This window comes from Microbacterium sp. Root553 (assembly GCF_001426995.1).
GTDB lineage: Bacteria > Actinomycetota > Actinomycetes > Actinomycetales > Microbacteriaceae > Microbacterium.
This window is the reverse complement of sequence record NZ_LMFY01000001.1, coordinates 1,720,650-1,735,934: the sequence shown is the minus strand read 5'-3', so window position 1 is coordinate 1,735,934 and position 15,285 is coordinate 1,720,650. Positions and strand designations below refer to the sequence as shown.

The following is a 15,285-nucleotide window of genomic DNA, read 5'->3' as shown; positions in this document are numbered from 1 at the left end:
ATGACCCGATCCAAAAGCTCCGTCGTGCTGTCCATACCCGCAAGTCAACCCGCAACCACCGACATTCGAGACCCCAAACCACCCACAAATACCCCAGACCAGAGGCGTATTCCAATCTCCCGGAATGACACGGCGAGAGCGCTGGCGGGTCGACTGCGGAGGGGCTGGACGAAGGGTGAGGCAGATGTCACGGTCCGAGCGATCCGGTGAGACAGATGGGGGAACCGGCCCGCTTGGGGGGCCGACCCCTGATCGGAGGAACCGGCCCGATGGGAGGGGGARCCGGCCCCGTTGGGGGGCGGCCCCGCGGGGTTGGGGGAACCGGCCCCGTTGGGAGGTAGGGGGAACCGGCCCCGACGGGAGGGTCCACCCCCAAGGGGGGGGAAACCGGCCCCGCGAGGACGGGAGAGAGCTTCTCGGAGACAGAGCGAGAGGACCATCCCGCGAAACGGATCGAGGGCCGAGCGGTCAGGCCCGCGCCGATTCCGCCTTCATGAAGACATCGACGTCGTCTTCGCTCTCGAGCACGAATCCATGCTTCTCGTACAGACGGCGAGCGGGGCTTCCCTGCAGCACGTTCAGGCGGAACGGAACCGAGGGCCTCTCATCGGCGAGAAGATGCGCGAGCACGGCAGATCCCAGCCCCCGCCCCTGCACCGCCGGGTCGAGATAGAAGTGCTCGATCCAGACCGCGTCGGGCTCGACCCGCACCGCGATGAGCCCGACGTCGTCTCCGTCGACGACGATCACGCGCGTGTTCTCCGGCGCATACGCATCGAGGAACCGCTGCCGCACACGCACGGGGTCGTAGCGGCCGAGCCGCTCCAGATCGGGGCGCATGACGACCGCCCTCAGCTCTGCCATCCACGGAGCATCCGAGGGACCACTGGCTCGAAGACTCCACCTGATCGACACAGCATCCATCCAATCACCCGTTTCACCGACCACGTTCCCCGGCACCCCGCGCGACCCGCGCCGCCCGCCTCCCTACAGCGCGAGCAGGACGATCCCGGCGAGGACGACGACGGATGCGGCGATCCGCCACCCCGGTCTGCTCTCCTTCAGCGCGAAGACGCCGAACAGAGAGACCAGCACGACGCTGACCTCACGCAGCGGGGCGACCAGCGCGACCGGCGCGAGCTGGATGGCGGTGAGCACGAGGATGTACGACAGCGGCGACAGGATGCTGAATGCCACGATGCGCCGCCACTGCGTGCGGCCGAGTGTGCGCACGGCGGCCCATCGCCCGCGGACGCCGATCGAATAGAAGGGGATCTCGAGCAGCATGGTGCCGACCATGAACGCGACGGGCGACAGGTTCCAGGTGCGCACCGCGTTCGCATCCCAGATCGTGTAGACCGCGATCGCGACGCCCGTGAGGAGTCCGAACACGAGCCCGGGGTCGAGGGATCGCCGCGAGCGGGACGCGCGTCCACGGTCGACGAGACCGATCGCGACCACTCCGAGGATGATCGCGGCGACGCCGACGAGCGCGAGGGCGGACGGGCGCTCCCCCAGCAGCAGGACGGCGACGATCACCGACAGGAACGGGCCTGTGCCCCTGGCGGTCGCGTAGACGGTCGACAGGTTTCCCTCGCGGTACCCGCGCTGCAGGACCGCCATGTAGATCACATGGAGCACGGCGGACACCCCGACGCCCCACAGGAATGCCCGCAGGTCATCGGTGCCGAGCCCGCCGGTGAAAGGGATGACGCCGATCCACACGACCGTGCCCCCGACGGCGCCCCACCAGAGGAAGGGCAGGCCCGCCTTACTCACGCCGTGGGCGATGACGTTCCATGCGGCGTGGGAGATCGCCGCGGCGAACACGAGGGCGAAGGCGAGAGCGGACATGCGAGACCCATCCGTACGTCGCGGGGCGCGACGAACAGGGTCCTCCGGGCTTTTGTCCTGTCAGATGACGGCGACCCTGCGGAGGGACGCCGTGGCGCCGCTCGGACCAGACGGGACGAACCCCGGAACCCTAGGCGCTATCGGGAGTCACGGTACCCGGCGATGGTGACCGGCAGGTGAACAGCGCGCGAGCAGAGGCGAGCAGCGCGCGAGCAGAGCACCGTCAGGCCCGATTACGATCGAATCACCGCCCCCTGCAGGAAGGCCGCACCATGCCCGTCACCCCTGACGCCCTCATCCACGCCGAGGATCTCGCCGACTTCGTCGCCGCCTCGCCCTCGAGCTACCACGCCGCCGCGGAGACGGCCCGACGCCTGGAGGACGCCGGCTTCGAGCGTCTGCGCGAGGAGGACGCATGGGAGGTGACGCCCGGCGGGCGCTACCTCGTCGTGCGCGACGGGGCGACCATCGCCTGGACCCTGCCGGCGGATGCGGTCGCGACCACCCCCGCTCACATCTTCGGCGCGCACACCGACTCCCCCGGGTTCAAGCTCAAGCCGCAGCCCACCACCGGATCGAGAGGCTGGCTGCAGGCCGCGGTCGAGGTGTACGGCGGTCCGCTGCTGAACTCCTGGCTCGACCGCGAGCTGCGCCTCGCCGGACGCCTCGCCCTCGCCGACGGCCGCGTCGTGCTCGCCGACACGGGCGCGCTGCTGCGCCTGCCGCAGCTCGCCGTGCACCTCGACCGCGGCGTCAACAACAACGGCCTCGCCCTCGACAAGCAGGCCGAGACGCAGCCGGTCTGGGGGCTGGGCGACGCGTCCGACGCCGACGTGCTGGCGGAGCTCGCCGCGTCGGCCGATGTGTCGGCAGCGGACATCCGCGGATACGACGTCGTGATCGCCGACTCCGCACGCGGCACGGTGTTCGGTCGGGACGACGCGTTCTTCGCCTCGGGGCGCCTCGACGATCTCGCCTCGGTGCACGCCGGTGTCGTCGCCCTCGAGCGCGCGGGGTCGGCCGAATCCGGCCCGATCGCGGTGCTCGCGGCCTTCGACCACGAGGAGCTCGGCTCGAACTCGCGCTCCGGAGCCGCCGGGCCCTTCCTAGAGGACGTGCTGGGCCGTGTCTACGACGCGCTCGGCGCCGACTCGTCGCAGCGCCGCCGAGCGCTGGCCTCGTCGTGGTGCCTGTCGAGCGATGTCGGGCACTCGGTGCACCCGAACTACGCGCAGAAGCACGACCCCGTGGTGCAGCCCGTGCTCGGGTCCGGTCCGATCCTCAAGCTCAACGCCAACCAGCGCTACGCCACGGATGCTCTCGGCTCCGCCGCCTGGCGCGAGTGGTGCGACACGGCCGGTGTCGTCACGCAGGAGTTCGTGTCGAACAACAACGTGCCGTGCGGGTCGACCATCGGCCCGATCACGGCGACGCGTCTCGGCATCCGCACCGTCGATGTGGGCATCCCGATCCTCTCGATGCACTCCGCGCGGGAGCTCGCCGGCGTCTCGGACCTCCATGACCTGACGCGCGTCGCGGGGGCGTTCTTCGCCGGCTGACCCCTCCGCCGCCCCGTCGGTGCCAGGATGAGGGAATGACGGACATCAAGCCTGCTCTCATCGAGCGCGCGGGCATCGAGATCATCCCCGAGACCGAGCGCACGGCGACGCCGCGCGACCTGTTCTGGCCGTGGTTCGCGGCCAACGTGTCGGTGTTCGGGATGTCGTACGGATCGTTCGTGCTCGGCTTCGGCATCTCGTTCTGGCAGGCGACGCTCGTGTCGGTCATCGGCATCGTCGTGTCGTTCCTGCTGTGCGGGCTCATCGCCATCGCCGGCAAACGCGGCTCCGCCCCCACCATGGTCCTGTCGCGCGCCGCCTTCGGCGTGCAGGGTCAGAAGGTGCCGGGCATCGTCTCGTGGCTGACCTCGATCGGCTGGGAGACGTTCCTCGCGATCACGGCCGTGCTGGCGACCGCGACGATCATCACGCAGCTCGGCGGCGACGGCGAGAGCATCGCCCTGAAGATCACGGCCGCCCTCATCGTCGCGGCACTGATCGTCGCCGCGTCCGTGCTCGGCTATCACACGATCATGCGGATGCAGTCGGTGCTCACCTGGGTCACCGGCGCTGTGACGGTGCTCTACATCGTGCTCGCCGCGCCGACGATCGACATCGCGACGGTGCTGTCCCGGCCGGACGGCGGCATCGGCCAGGTGATCGGAGCCCTCGTCATGGTGATGACCGGGTTCGGCCTCGGCTGGATCAACATCGCCGCCGACTGGTCGCGGTATCAGAAGCGCACCGCATCCGATGGAGCGATCGTCGCCTGGAACACGATCGGCGGCTCGGTCGCACCCGTGATCCTCGTGATCTTCGGGCTGCTGCTCGCGGGCTCGAACGATGAGCTCATGAGCGCGATCGCGGCCGACCCGATCGGCGCGCTCGCGACGATCCTGCCGGTCTGGGTGCTCGTGCCGTTCCTGCTCACCGCCGTGCTCGCGCTCGTCTCGGGCGCCGTGCTCGGCATCTACTCGTCGGGCCTCACGCTGTTGAGCCTCGGCATCCGCATCCCCCGCCCGTCGGCCGCGGCCATCGACGGGGTGATCCTCACGATCGGCACGATCTACGTCGTGTTCTTCGCCACGGACTTCCTCGGCCCCTTCCAGAGCTTCCTCATCACACTCGGCGTTCCGCTGGCCTCATGGGCCGGCATCCTGATCGCCGACATCCTGCGCCGCCGGAAGGACTACGACGAGTCCGCCCTGTTCGACAGCCGGGGACGGTACGGTGCCTGGGACTGGACCTCGATCGGCACCATGGTCGTCACCAGCGTGATCGGCTGGGGCCTCGTGCTCAACGGTTTCGCGGACGCGGCACCCTGGAACAACTGGCAGGGGTACCTGCTCTTCCTCGTCGGCGGTGTCGACGGGGACTGGGCCTACGCCAACCTGGGCGTGTTCTTCGCCCTCGTGCTGTCGTTCGTCGTCACCTACTTCGCGCGGGCGGCGAAGATCCGCCGTCAGGAGCACACCGCGTGACGGATGTCGCGGAGCGACGCCCGGCCGACGCCCCCTGGCTCGTCGTGATCGACCCGCAGGCGATCTTCGCGTCTGCGGACTCCGCCTGGGGGTCGCCGTCCTTCGCCGACGCGATGCCCCGCATCCGCGCGCTCGCCGACCACTTCGGCGACCGCGTGATCGTGACGCGGTGGATGCCGACGGCGGACCGCACCACCTCGTGGGGCGCGTACTTCGCCGCCTGGCCGTTCGCGGATCAGTCGCCCGACGATCCGCTGTTCGCCCTCGTTCCCGATGCGGTCGGCCTCTCGCCGCATGCGACCCTCGATCTGCCGACGTTCGGCAAGTGGGGCCACGAGATCGAGGCCATCGTGGGGTGCGGCGCACACGTCGTGCTGACCGGTGTCGCCACGGACTGCTGCGTGATCTCGACAGCGCTGGCCGCCGCGGATGCCGGAGCCCGCGTCACGGTCGTCGCCGACGCGTGCGCGGGATCGACCGCCGAGAATCAGGCCGCAGCGCTGCACATCATGGGGCTCTATCCCCCGCAGATCACGGTCAGCGACACCGCCGCGGTGCTCGCCGGGCGGTGAGCCGCCGACACGCCTGTCCCGATCGCCGGCGTCGGCTCAGCCCGCCGCGCGCACGGCCGCGGCGATGTCGGCGGGCGATCCCTGCCACGGTGCGCCATGGCCCGGCAGCACCCAGGATGCCGAGACGGCGGCCAGCCGGTCGAGCGATGCGAGCGCGGCGGCAGGCTCGTCGGTGAACGGGGCCGGCTGTGCGCCGGTCCGCCCGGTGAGCACGTGACGGGTCGTCAGCGCATCACCGACGAACACGGCATCCGCGGCCGGCACGTGCACCGCGATGCTCCCGGGCGAGTGTCCTGGCATGCCGATCACGACCGGGGATCCGGGGAGGTCGAGGACGACTCCGTCCGCGACCTCGGTGACCTCGGCGACGTGCGGGGTGCGCATCGCGTTCTTGCGGAGCCCGTAGGCGAGGAAGCCGAGCATCGGCCCGATCCGAGCCGGTCCCATCGGCGTCTTCGGCTTCTCGCCGGTGCGCACCCGGTGGGCGTCGGCGGCGTGGATGAACACCGGCACCCCGGCCTCGCGGCGCAGGCGCTCGGCGAATCCGATGTGGTCGCCGTCGCCGTGGGTCAGCACGAGTCCGCGGATGTCGGACATCGGGCGCCCCAGCTCGGCGAGTTCGCGCTGCAGGTCTTTCCAGTGGCCGGGGAGACCGGCGTCGATGAGGGTGATCCCCTCGGGCAGATCGATGAGGTAGGAGGCGACGATGTCGTTGCCGAGTCGGTGCAGGTGCGGTGCGAGCTTCATGGCGGATCCTTTCGGGAAGATTGCGATGGCTACGTTACGTAGCTATCATGGCTATTGTCAATAGCCATCAAGGAGATGCCATGCCGACACCAGACCGGACCTCACTCGAGGCGATCATCGCCGCGGGCCGCGAGATCCTCGACGCCACCGGCCCCGCGAGCGTCACGATGCAGGCCGTCGCCACGAAGGTGGGCGTTCGCGCCCCGTCGCTCTACAAGCGGGTGCGCGACCGCGAGGCCCTCCTCTCCGCCATCGCCGCTTCCGCGATCGACGAGCTCACCGCACGCCTCGACGCGACAGACGCCGACATCACCGAGATCGCGCAGGCCTACCGCGGTTTCGCCCAGCAGCATCCGGAGGCCTTCCGCCTCATGTTCAGCACGGCCGCGCCGCACGACGCCCTGCAGCGCTCAGCCGCACCGCTCATCCGCGCGACCACGGCACTCGTCGGCGAGGACGACGCGCTCGACGCCGCCCGCCTCTTCACCGCGTGGGCGACGGGATTCCTGCAGATGGAGCTGTCGGGCGCCTTCCGTCTCGGCGGCGACGTCGACCGGGCGTTCGACTACGGCCTGCGGCGACTCATCGCCGGGCTCAGCACATGAACGACGATCGGCCTCGCCCACCGAAGTGAGCGAGGCCGACTCCGTCAGCGTCGGCGGATGCCGTCAGCGATCCGTCTGCCCGTCGTCACCGCTGTCGTCGGTGCCTCCGGTCGCCGTCTTCGGTCGCGTGGCCGTCGACGTCGCGCCGGCGCCCGACCCGAACCGCTGCTCGGCCTCGAGCCGCTCCGCCTCTTCGCCCGAGATCGCCTCACCGCGGGCCACGAGACCGGCCTGATCCGAGAGCGGGATCTGCTTCAGGAAGAGCGAGAGCACGAGCGCCAGCACGATGAACGGCACGAGGTACCAGAACACGGGTGCCAGAGCATCCGCATAGGCGGTCACGATGCCGTCGCGCACCTCGTCGGGGAGCGCATTGAGGGTGGCCGGATCGATCGTCGCGGCCGACTGCGCCGCATCGTCGGCCGACGCTCCGGCGCCGGAGAACACGCCGACGAGGTTCTCGGTCAGACGCGTCGTGAAGAGCGTGCCGAACACGGCGGTGCCGAGCGAGGCGCCGACCTCGCGGAAGTAGTTGTTCGTGCTCGTCGCGGTGCCGATCTCGTGAGAGGGGACCGCATTCTGCACGACCAGGACGACGACCTGCATGATCAGACCGAGTCCGGCACCGAACACGAACAGGAAGGCGCAGATGAGCCAGATCGGGGTGTCCGCCGAGAGCGTGGTCATCGAGACCATGGCGATCCCCGTGAGGATCGTGCCGACGATCGGGTAGATCTTGTACCTGCCGGTCTTCGAGATCGCGATGCCCGAGAAGATCGAGGTGCCGATCAGTCCCACCATCATCGGGATCATGAGAAGTCCGGACTCGGCGGCCGACGTGCCGGACGACATCTGCAGGAAGGTCGGCACGAAGCCGATCGCGGCGAACATCCCGATGCCGAGCACGAGGCCGATCGCGGTGGCGTTGATGAAGATCGGGTTGCGGAACAGGCTCAGCGGGATGATCGGGTCCTGCACCCGCGACTCCGTGATCACGAACGCGGTGGCAGCGACGATCAGCCCCGCACCCCACGCCCAGGTGGCCGTCGACGACCAGCCGAACTCCTTGTCGCCGCCGAAGTCGGTGAAGAAGATGAGGCAGGTCGTGGCGATGGAGAGGAAGATCACACCGAAGATGTCGATCGGCTTCTCGGCCTTCTTGCTCGGCAGCTTCAGGGCGACGAGCGCGATGATGAAGGCCGCGATGCCGACGGGGATGTTGATGTAGAACGCCCACTGCCACGTCAGGTGGTCGACGAAGAATCCGCCGAGCAGCGGACCGGCGACCGCCGAGAGGCCGAAGACGGCACCGAGCGGCCCCATGTACTTGCCGCGCTCGTTGGCCGGCACGATGTCGGCGATGATCGCCTGCGAGAGGATCATCAGACCGCCGCCGCCGAGACCCTGCAGTGCGCGGAACACGACGAACGTCCAGAAATCGCCGGCGAAGGCGCAGCCGACCGACGCGAGCGTGAACAGGGCGATCGCGACGAGGAACAGGGTGCGGCGCCCGAGCACGTCACCGAACTTGCCGTAGATCGGCATCACGATGGTGGTCGCGAGCAGATACGCGGTGGTGATCCAGACCTGGTGGTCGACCCCGCCGAGCTCGCCGACAATGGTCGGCATCGCGGTCGAGACGATCGTCTGGTCGAGGCTGGACAGCAGCATCCCGGCGATGAGGGCGCTGAAGATGATCCAGATGCGGCGCTTCGTGAGCAGGAACGGCGCGTCCGTGGTGGCGGTGGCGGACATCAGTCTTCTTTCGGGGCGGAGGTCGGTGCGGAGTTCTGCGCGGATGCGGGGAGAGCTGCGGAGTCGGGCGCTGTCGCGAACGCGGTACGCGCGATGTCGAGCCGTCGCAGGACGAGCTCGTCGATCGACTCCGTGGAGTGGTGGTGGAGGAGCTGGTCCACGGCCATGCGCACGAGCGCGCCGGTCATGTGCACGACGACCTCGGCGCGCAGCGTCTCACTCTCCCCCACGCGGCGGACGATCAGCGCGACGTCGCGTCTCTCGTTCTCGGCCAGCCGCTCGAAGGCGCCTCGCAGCAGTCGCGGTTCGTTCTCGATGACCGACATCAGCGCCGGAGCATCCGACAGCGGGTCGAGCAATGCCCACCGACGGAGCATGATCCCCACGAAGTCGTCGAGCAGGTCGCCCTCCATCGTCACGAACTCCTCGTCGAGCTCGAGCAGCCGTGGATCGATCTCGGTGAAGCCGAAGACCGCGTTCTCCTTGCTCTCGAAGTAGTTGAAGAAGGTGCGACGGGAGATGCCGGCCTCCGCGCACACGTCTTCGACCGTGAAACCCGAGAAGCCGTGATCGACCGTGAGTCGTCGCGCGATGTCGGTCAGCGAGCGGATGGTCTCGCGCTTGCGGAGATCTCGCAGTGAACCTGCACTGTCGTTCATAGAGTGCAATATTGCACTCTCAACCTTGGAGTGCACTGAAAGGAGTACTGGCACACTGATCTCCAAGGAGGGGTTTCCGTGAACAGCAGCGCGCACGCCGAAGAGTCCGAACACCCGAAGAGGGCCCGGCGCCCGTGGCACCGGGCGAAGATCGCCGTGGGACTCGTGGTGGCCGTCACCGCGGTGATCGCCACCGTCGGCGCGATCACCCCCTGGCCCTCCGCCATGGTGATCCGCGCGGTGTTCACGAAGGGCGGAGACGACACCGCCGCCGAGATGGACCGGCATGTGCCCGACACGAAGCTCACCGAGCAGCTCGACGTCGCCTACGGCGACGCGGGCGCCGACACGACGATGGACGTCTTCGCCCCGGCATCGGCCAGCGGCCCACTGCCCACCGTCGTGTGGATCCACGGCGGCGCCTGGATCTCCGGGTCGAAGGAGAACGTCGATCCGTACCTGCGCATCCTCGCCGCCGAGGGGTACACGACCATCGCCGTCAACTACACGATCGGCCCGGAGGGCGTGTATCCGCTCGCCGTCCACCAGCTCAACGATGCCCTCGCATACATCGACGAGAACGCCGAGGAGCTGGGCGTCGACCCGACCCGGATCGTGCTCGCGGGCGACTCGGCGGGCGCACAGCTCGCCAGTCAGATGGCGACGCTGATCACCAGCACCGACTACGCCGAGATCCTGGACATCACGCCGTCGCTGACGCCCGAACAGGTCGTGGCGACCGTGCTGAACTGCGGCGTCTACGACCTCGCCGCGCTCGCCCAGCTCGACGGCATCGCCGGCTGGGGGCTCAAGACGTCGATGTGGGCATACGCGGGCACGAAGACCTGGGCCGAGGATTCGACCGGATCCACCATGTCGACAGTCGACTGGGTCACCGCCGACTTCCCGACGACGTACATCTCGGGAGGGAACGGCGACGGACTCACCTGGCTGCAGTCGATCCCGATGGCCAAGCGCCTCGATGCACTGGGGGTCGAGGTCACGACCCTGTTCTGGCCGGCGCCCCACGAGCCGGCTCTTCCGCACGAGTATCAGTTCCACCTCGACATGCCCGACGCGCAGACGGCGCTGGAGCAGACGATCGACTTCCTGCACACGCACACGACCCGCTGAGGTCTGGGCGGATAGGAGCGCCCTGCCTACTTCATCGTGTCGAGGATGCCCACGAGGTCGTCGAACGTCGTGAGCGGATTGAGGATCGCGAAGCGGGTGTTCGGACGCCCTCCGTGCGAACTCGGCACCACGAACGCACGCTGCGAGTCGAGCAGCTCGTCGGACCAGCGGTCGTAGTCGGAGCGCTCCCAGCCCTCCCGCTCGAACACGACGACCGACAGCTGCGGATCGCGCACGAGACGCAGTTCGGGACGCGCGGCGATCTCGGCGGCGATGCGCTGGGTGAGAGCGAGCGTCGCGCTCACGGCCTCGCGGTAGGCGGTGACGCCGTAGGTCGCGAGGGAGAACCAGAGCGGCAGTCCGCGCGGGCGGCGCGTCAGCTGGATCGAGTAGTCGGACGGACTGAAGTCCCCCGCATCCGTGAGGGTGTCGAGGTATTCGGCGTGCTGCGTGTGCGCGCGGCGCCCTGCATCGGGATCGCGGTAGATGAGCGCACAGCAGTCGAACGGGGCGAACAGCCACTTGTGCGGATCGACGATCACCGAGTCGGCGCGCTCGACACCGGCGAAGACGCCCCGCGCCTCGGGAGCCAGCATCGCGGTGAGCCCGTAGGCCCCGTCGATGTGCAGCCAGAAGTCGAACTCGTCCTTGAGAGCGGCGATGCCGGCGATGTCGTCGACGATGCCGAAGTTGGTCGATCCACCGGTCGCCACGACCGCGCAGATCTCGTCGCCGTACTCGCGCAGCGCCTCGCGCACGGCATCCGCGCGCAGCACGCCGTCGGGGCCGGCAGGCACGAGCACCACATCGGCGTCCATGACCTTCGCGGCCGACTTGTTCGAGGAGTGCGCCTCGACGCTGCACACGATCTTCCACCGACGCGGCAGCTCTCTGCCCGCCTCGAGCAGTGCGACCTTCGCGGCCTCGCGGGCCGCGACCAGCGCCGACAGGTTGCCGATCGTGCCGCCCTGCACGAAGACGCCGCCGGCCGTGTCGGGGAGCCCGAACTCGGAGGCGAGGAACGAGAGGACCTCGTTCTCGGCGTGGACGGCGCCGGCTCCCTCGAGCCAGCTCCCGCCGTAGAGACCGGATGCCGAGACCACGAGGTCGAAGGCGATGGAGGCGATCGTCGGCGCGGTCGGGATGAACGACAGGTACGACGGGTGGCTCGTCGTCAGACACGCGGGCGCGAGGATGTGCTCGAACACGCTGAGTGCCCGCTGCGATCCGAGACCGCCGTCGGTGATGGTGGTGCCGACGAGACGGTCGAGCTCGGCCGGGGACTGCGGCTTGTCGAGCGGCACGTCGGCCGCGAGCATCCGTCGTCGCGAGTAGTCGAGCACGGCGTCGACGATCGCCGTCGATTCGGCCGAGGCCGCGTGCATGCGTTCTGCTCCCATGAGCTGTCCCTAACTGTGGGTTCCTGCGGGCGATATGGGGGTCGTGGTCGTGGACGGGGCGTCGAGCACGGCGGCGAGAGTGCGGCGGGCGAGATCGGTGCGGTCGCGGGGTGCCCAATGCACGAGCGAGTGCGCGCTCATGCCGTCGACCATGGCCAGCAGCATCCACGCGGAGGATGCGGGGTCGACCCTGATGTCGGTGGCCTCGGCGGCGGCGCGGGCGATGAGGTCTTCGAGCGCGCTGTGCCAGAGGTCCATCTCGGCGCGCACCCGTGCACCGAGCGCTTCGTTGCGGGCGCCGAGCGCCCAGGACTGCACCCACACCATGGCGACGTCGTCGCGGGAGTCGTCGAGCAGCGTCTCGATGAGCCGCAGCAGGTTGGTGCGCAGGTCGACCCCGTCGTCGTACGAGGCGATGGCCTCGTCGCGTTCGGCGGAGACGATCGTCGTGAAGACCTCGGCGACGAACGATTCCATGACCGGGCGGTAGTGGGCCACGAGCGCAGGCGTGACCCCGACCCTGGCGGCGACGGCGCGCACCGTGAGCGCCTCGAGTCCGCTCTCGCCGGCGAGCGAGACGGCGCCGTCGAGGATCGAGCGCTCGCGCTCCTCGGGCGGCAGCCGGCGAGGCGCGGCGGCTCTTGACGTGGTCTTCATCACGGGCTACCGTATCACTCGTTGATCACGTGTTCAATAGCGATCACGGCTCCGCAGCCTCGACAGAGGGATCGACAGCGAGGGAGACGAATCATGGCCTGGCACATGCCCGCAGAGACGGCACCGCACGACCGCACCTGGATGGCTTTCCCCGCCGAGGGGCCGACCCTGGGCGAGACGGCGTCCGAGCGCGACGAGGGCTATGCCACCTGGACCGAGGTCGCGCACGCGGTCGCCGAATTCGAACCGGTCACGATGATCGTCGATCCGGCCGAGGTCTCCCGCGCCCGGCGCATGCTGAGCCGCGCCATCGACATCGTCGAGGCGCCGGTCGACGAGTTCTGGATGCGAGATTCCGGCCCCACCTTCGTGGTCGACGACGAACGCCCCGGCGTGCTCGGCGCGGTCGACTGGATCTTCAACGGCTGGGGCGCCCCCGCGTGGGCGCGCTGGCAGAAGGCGGCGCAGCACGCGCGCATCATCGCGGGGGCAGTCGGTGCCGAGCGGGTGAGCTCGACCCTGGTCAACGAGGGCGGAGGCATCCATGTCGACGGCGAGGGCACCGTGCTGCTCACCGAGACGGTGCAGCTCGACCCGCGACGCAACCCCTTCGCCGACCGGCAGCGCGTCGAGGCCGAGATGGCCCGCACGATCGGCGCGACGACGGCCGTGTGGCTGCCCCGCGGACTCACCCGCGACTACGACGACTTCGGCACGAACGGGCACGTCGACATCGTCGCCACGATCGCCTCTCCCGGCCGACTGCTGCTGCACGACCAGCAGAATCCCGACCACCCCGACCACGCCGTGTCCCGCGAGCTGCGCGCGCACCTCGCACAGCAGACGGATGCCGCGGGCCGCGCGTTCGAGATCATCGACCTCCCCGCGCCGTCGACCCTGCGCGACGACGAGGGCCCGGTCGACTGGAGCTACGTCAACCACCTGGTGACGAACGACGGCGTGGTCGCCTGCGGCTTCGGCGACGCGACGGCCGATGCGGCTGCCAGGGAGATCCTTGCCGACGCCTATCCCGGTCGGCGCGTGGTCACCGTCGACGCCCGCCCGCTCTTCGATCGCGGCGGCGGCATCCACTGCATCACCCAGCAGCAGCCGCGCATCGGCGGTGTCTCATGATCGACGTCGTCGAGGCCTCCATCGCCGATCTGCGGCGAGCGCTCGAGACCGGAACCGCCACCGCCGTCGAGCTCGTCGACGCGTACCTCGCGCGCATCGCCGCCTATGACGGGCCCGACACCGCGACGGCGCTGAACGCGGTCGTGGTCGCGAATCCCGACGCGCGCACCGAGGCCGAGGCGGCGGATGCACGGCGTGCGCGCGGCGCCGTGCGCGGACCGCTCGACGGCATCCCCTACACCGCGAAGGACAGCTACCTGGTGCGCGGACTCACCGCCGCCGCCGGCAGCCCCGCCTTCGCCGAGCTGGTCGCCCAGCGCGACGCGTTCACGATCGAGCGGCTGCGTGCGGGCGGGGCGATCTGCCTGGGTCTGACCAACATGCCCCCGATGGCGAACGGCGGAATGCAGCGCGGTGTCTACGGCCGCGCCGAGAGTCCGTACAACCCCGGCTTCCTCACCGCACCTTTCGCATCGGGGTCGTCGAACGGGTCGGGCACGGCGACGGCCGCGAGTCTCGGGGCGTTCGGCCTGGGCGAGGAGACCTGGTCGAGCGGCCGCGGTCCCGCCACGAACAACGCCCTCTGCGCCTACACGCCCTCCCGCGGGGTGATCTCGACCCGCGGCAACTGGCCTCTCGTGCCGACCATGGACGTCGTCGTGCCGCATGCCCGCACCATGGCCGACCTGCTCGAGGTCCTCGACGTGATCGTCGCCGACGATGCCGAGGTGCGCGGCGACTTCTGGCGCGCCCAGCCGTGGGTGACGCTGCCCGTGTCTTCCGAGGTACGGCCCGAGTCGTATCCGGCGCTGACGGTCGATGCGACGGCTGCCCTCCGCGGCGTGCGCATCGGCATCCCGCGCATGTACATCAACGCGGATCCGGAGGCCGGCACCGCCGACGCGCCCGGCATCGGCGGCCCCACCGGGCAGCGCATCGAGACCCGCGCCTCGGTGATCGAGCGCTGGGAGGCGGCCCGCCGCGACCTCGAGGCCGCCGGAGCGACGGTGGTCGAAGTCGACTTCCCCGTGGTGTCGAACTACGAGGGCGACCGTCCGGGCGCCCCCACCATCGCGACGCGCGGACTCGTGTCGCCGGCATACCTGCAGCGCGAGATCGTCGACCTGTCGGCGTGGGGCTGGGAGGACTTCCTGCAGGCGAACGGCGACCCGCGGCTGCACACGCTCGCGCAGGTCGACGGCGCATCGATCTTCCCGCATCCCGACGGAGCACTCCCCGACCGCTACACCGGGTTCGATGACGACATCGCCGAGTACCCGGGCTGGGTGCGTGCGAATCCGGGCGTCGGATTCGAGGACTTGGCCGAGCTCCCCGACGGACTGCGCGGACTCGAAGAGACCCGTCGCGTCGACCTCGAGGAGTGGATGGACGAGCACGAGCTCGAGGCCGTCGTCTTCCCGGCCGTCGCCGACGTGGGCCCCGCCGACATGGACGTGAACGAGGCCTCGGCCGACCTCGGCTGGCGCAACGGCACGTGGATCGCCAACGGCAACCTCACCGTGCGCCACCTCGGCATCCCGACCGTCACGGTGCCCATGGGCCTCATGTCCGACATCGACATGCCGATCGGTCTGACGTTCGCCGGCCGCGCCTACGACGACTCCGCGTTGCTGCGTCTCGCTGCGGCGTTCGAGACGATCGGCGCTCCCGGCGCGCGGCGCACGCCGCCGCCGCGGACGCCGAGGCTGTGACGCGCTCGGGCGTGGG

General features: G+C 69.7%; 14 protein-coding genes. 7 read left to right on the top strand and 7 right to left on the bottom strand.

What is annotated here, in order from left to right:
* Window positions 1-468: 468 nt before the first annotated feature.
* A complete protein-coding gene (locus tag ASD43_RS08025) occupies window positions 469-864 on the bottom strand; it encodes a GNAT family N-acetyltransferase (RefSeq protein ID WP_235564081.1) in 396 nt (131 codons plus the stop codon).
* A gap of 123 nt (window positions 865-987) precedes the next feature.
* On the bottom strand, window positions 988-1,854 hold the full coding sequence (locus ASD43_RS08020) for an EamA family transporter (RefSeq protein ID WP_056415818.1): 867 nt from the start codon (window positions 1,852-1,854) through the stop codon (window positions 988-990).
* A 272-nt stretch (window positions 1,855-2,126) separates the two neighbouring features.
* Between ASD43_RS08020 and ASD43_RS08015 the strand changes: the two genes are divergently transcribed.
* From ASD43_RS08015 to ASD43_RS08005, 3 genes are read left to right on the top strand one after another with little or no spacing between them, the layout of a single operon-like run.
* The gene (locus ASD43_RS08015) at window positions 2,127-3,413 is read left to right on the top strand and encodes a M18 family aminopeptidase (protein ID WP_056415815.1); all 1,287 of its coding nucleotides are present in this window, start codon (window positions 2,127-2,129) and stop codon (window positions 3,411-3,413) included.
* A 35-nt stretch (window positions 3,414-3,448) separates the two neighbouring features.
* The gene (locus tag ASD43_RS08010) at window positions 3,449-4,894 is read left to right on the top strand and encodes a purine-cytosine permease family protein (protein ID WP_056415814.1); all 1,446 of its coding nucleotides are present in this window, start codon (window positions 3,449-3,451) and stop codon (window positions 4,892-4,894) included.
* A complete protein-coding gene (locus ASD43_RS08005; RefSeq protein ID WP_056415811.1) occupies window positions 4,891-5,466 on the top strand; it encodes a cysteine hydrolase family protein in 576 nt (191 codons plus the stop codon). Before ASD43_RS08010 ends, ASD43_RS08005 begins: the two co-directional genes overlap by 4 nt.
* Before the next feature lie 36 nt (window positions 5,467-5,502).
* Here ASD43_RS08005 and ASD43_RS08000 read toward each other — a convergent pair whose 3' ends face one another.
* Window positions 5,503-6,213: an MBL fold metallo-hydrolase gene (locus ASD43_RS08000; protein WP_056415808.1), complete on the bottom strand. Its 711-nt coding sequence runs from the start codon at window positions 6,211-6,213 to the stop codon at window positions 5,503-5,505.
* A gap of 80 nt (window positions 6,214-6,293) precedes the next feature.
* On the opposite strand from ASD43_RS08000, the gene ASD43_RS07995 reads away from it, so the two are divergent.
* Complete coding sequence (locus ASD43_RS07995; RefSeq protein WP_056415805.1) at window positions 6,294-6,818, top strand: TetR/AcrR family transcriptional regulator; 525 nt, start codon at window positions 6,294-6,296, stop codon at window positions 6,816-6,818.
* 63 nt (window positions 6,819-6,881) lie between these two features.
* Here the strand turns inward: ASD43_RS07995 and ASD43_RS07990 are convergent, their stop codons facing one another.
* Window positions 6,882-8,573 (bottom strand): MDR family MFS transporter, encoded by a 1,692-nt coding sequence (locus ASD43_RS07990; RefSeq protein WP_056415802.1) that lies wholly within the window; start codon window positions 8,571-8,573, stop codon window positions 6,882-6,884.
* A complete protein-coding gene (locus tag ASD43_RS07985) occupies window positions 8,573-9,232 on the bottom strand; it encodes a TetR/AcrR family transcriptional regulator (protein WP_082539318.1) in 660 nt (219 codons plus the stop codon). The genes ASD43_RS07990 and ASD43_RS07985 overlap by 1 nt, the downstream gene beginning before the upstream one ends.
* 78 nt (window positions 9,233-9,310) lie before the next feature.
* Between ASD43_RS07985 and ASD43_RS07980 the strand changes: the two genes are divergently transcribed.
* Window positions 9,311-10,366 carry an alpha/beta hydrolase gene (locus ASD43_RS07980; protein WP_056415799.1) on the top strand — a complete coding sequence of 352 codons (1,056 nt, stop codon included), beginning with the start codon at window positions 9,311-9,313 and terminating at the stop codon, window positions 10,364-10,366.
* A gap of 26 nt (window positions 10,367-10,392) precedes the next feature.
* Here the strand turns inward: ASD43_RS07980 and ASD43_RS07975 are convergent, their stop codons facing one another.
* Window positions 10,393-11,766 carry a pyridoxal phosphate-dependent decarboxylase family protein gene (locus ASD43_RS07975; RefSeq protein WP_056415796.1) on the bottom strand — a complete coding sequence of 458 codons (1,374 nt, stop codon included), beginning with the start codon at window positions 11,764-11,766 and terminating at the stop codon, window positions 10,393-10,395.
* 9 nt (window positions 11,767-11,775) lie between these two features.
* Entirely contained in the window at window positions 11,776-12,423 is a 648-nt protein-coding gene (locus ASD43_RS07970) for a TetR/AcrR family transcriptional regulator (RefSeq protein ID WP_056415794.1), read from the bottom strand.
* Between the two features lie 93 nt (window positions 12,424-12,516).
* Here ASD43_RS07970 and ASD43_RS07965 point away from each other — a divergent pair, with 93 nt between their 5' ends.
* Window positions 12,517-13,557, top strand: a complete 1,041-nt coding sequence (locus ASD43_RS07965) for an agmatine deiminase family protein (protein WP_056415791.1) — start codon at window positions 12,517-12,519, stop codon at window positions 13,555-13,557.
* Window positions 13,554-15,269, top strand: a complete 1,716-nt coding sequence (locus tag ASD43_RS07960) for an amidase (RefSeq protein WP_056415788.1) — start codon at window positions 13,554-13,556, stop codon at window positions 15,267-15,269. Before ASD43_RS07965 ends, ASD43_RS07960 begins: the two co-directional genes overlap by 4 nt.
* The last annotated feature ends 16 nt before the right edge of the window (window positions 15,270-15,285 follow it).

Bases quoted from the DNA above. Each gene is read 5' to 3' on its own strand.
- ASD43_RS08015 (WP_056415815.1), top strand. From the start codon at position 2,127: ATGCCCGTCACCCCTGACGCCCTCATCCACGCCGAGGATCTCGCCGAC.
- ASD43_RS07975 (WP_056415796.1), bottom strand. From the start codon at position 11,766: ATGGGAGCAGAACGCATGCACGCGGCCTCGGCCGAATCGACGGCGATC.
- ASD43_RS07985 (WP_082539318.1), bottom strand. From the start codon at position 9,232: ATGAACGACAGTGCAGGTTCACTGCGAGATCTCCGCAAGCGCGAGACC.
- ASD43_RS07970 (WP_056415794.1), bottom strand. From the start codon at position 12,423: ATGAAGACCACGTCAAGAGCCGCCGCGCCTCGCCGGCTGCCGCCCGAG.
- ASD43_RS07995 (WP_056415805.1), top strand. From the start codon at position 6,294: ATGCCGACACCAGACCGGACCTCACTCGAGGCGATCATCGCCGCGGGC.
- ASD43_RS08025 (WP_235564081.1), bottom strand. From the start codon at position 864: ATGGCAGAGCTGAGGGCGGTCGTCATGCGCCCCGATCTGGAGCGGCTC.
- ASD43_RS07990 (WP_056415802.1), bottom strand. From the start codon at position 8,573: ATGTCCGCCACCGCCACCACGGACGCGCCGTTCCTGCTCACGAAGCGC.
- ASD43_RS07960 (WP_056415788.1), top strand. From the start codon at position 13,554: ATGATCGACGTCGTCGAGGCCTCCATCGCCGATCTGCGGCGAGCGCTC.
- ASD43_RS08020 (WP_056415818.1), bottom strand. From the start codon at position 1,854: ATGTCCGCTCTCGCCTTCGCCCTCGTGTTCGCCGCGGCGATCTCCCAC.
- ASD43_RS07965 (WP_056415791.1), top strand. From the start codon at position 12,517: ATGGCCTGGCACATGCCCGCAGAGACGGCACCGCACGACCGCACCTGG.
- ASD43_RS08010 (WP_056415814.1), top strand. From the start codon at position 3,449: ATGACGGACATCAAGCCTGCTCTCATCGAGCGCGCGGGCATCGAGATC.
- ASD43_RS08000 (WP_056415808.1), bottom strand. From the start codon at position 6,213: ATGAAGCTCGCACCGCACCTGCACCGACTCGGCAACGACATCGTCGCC.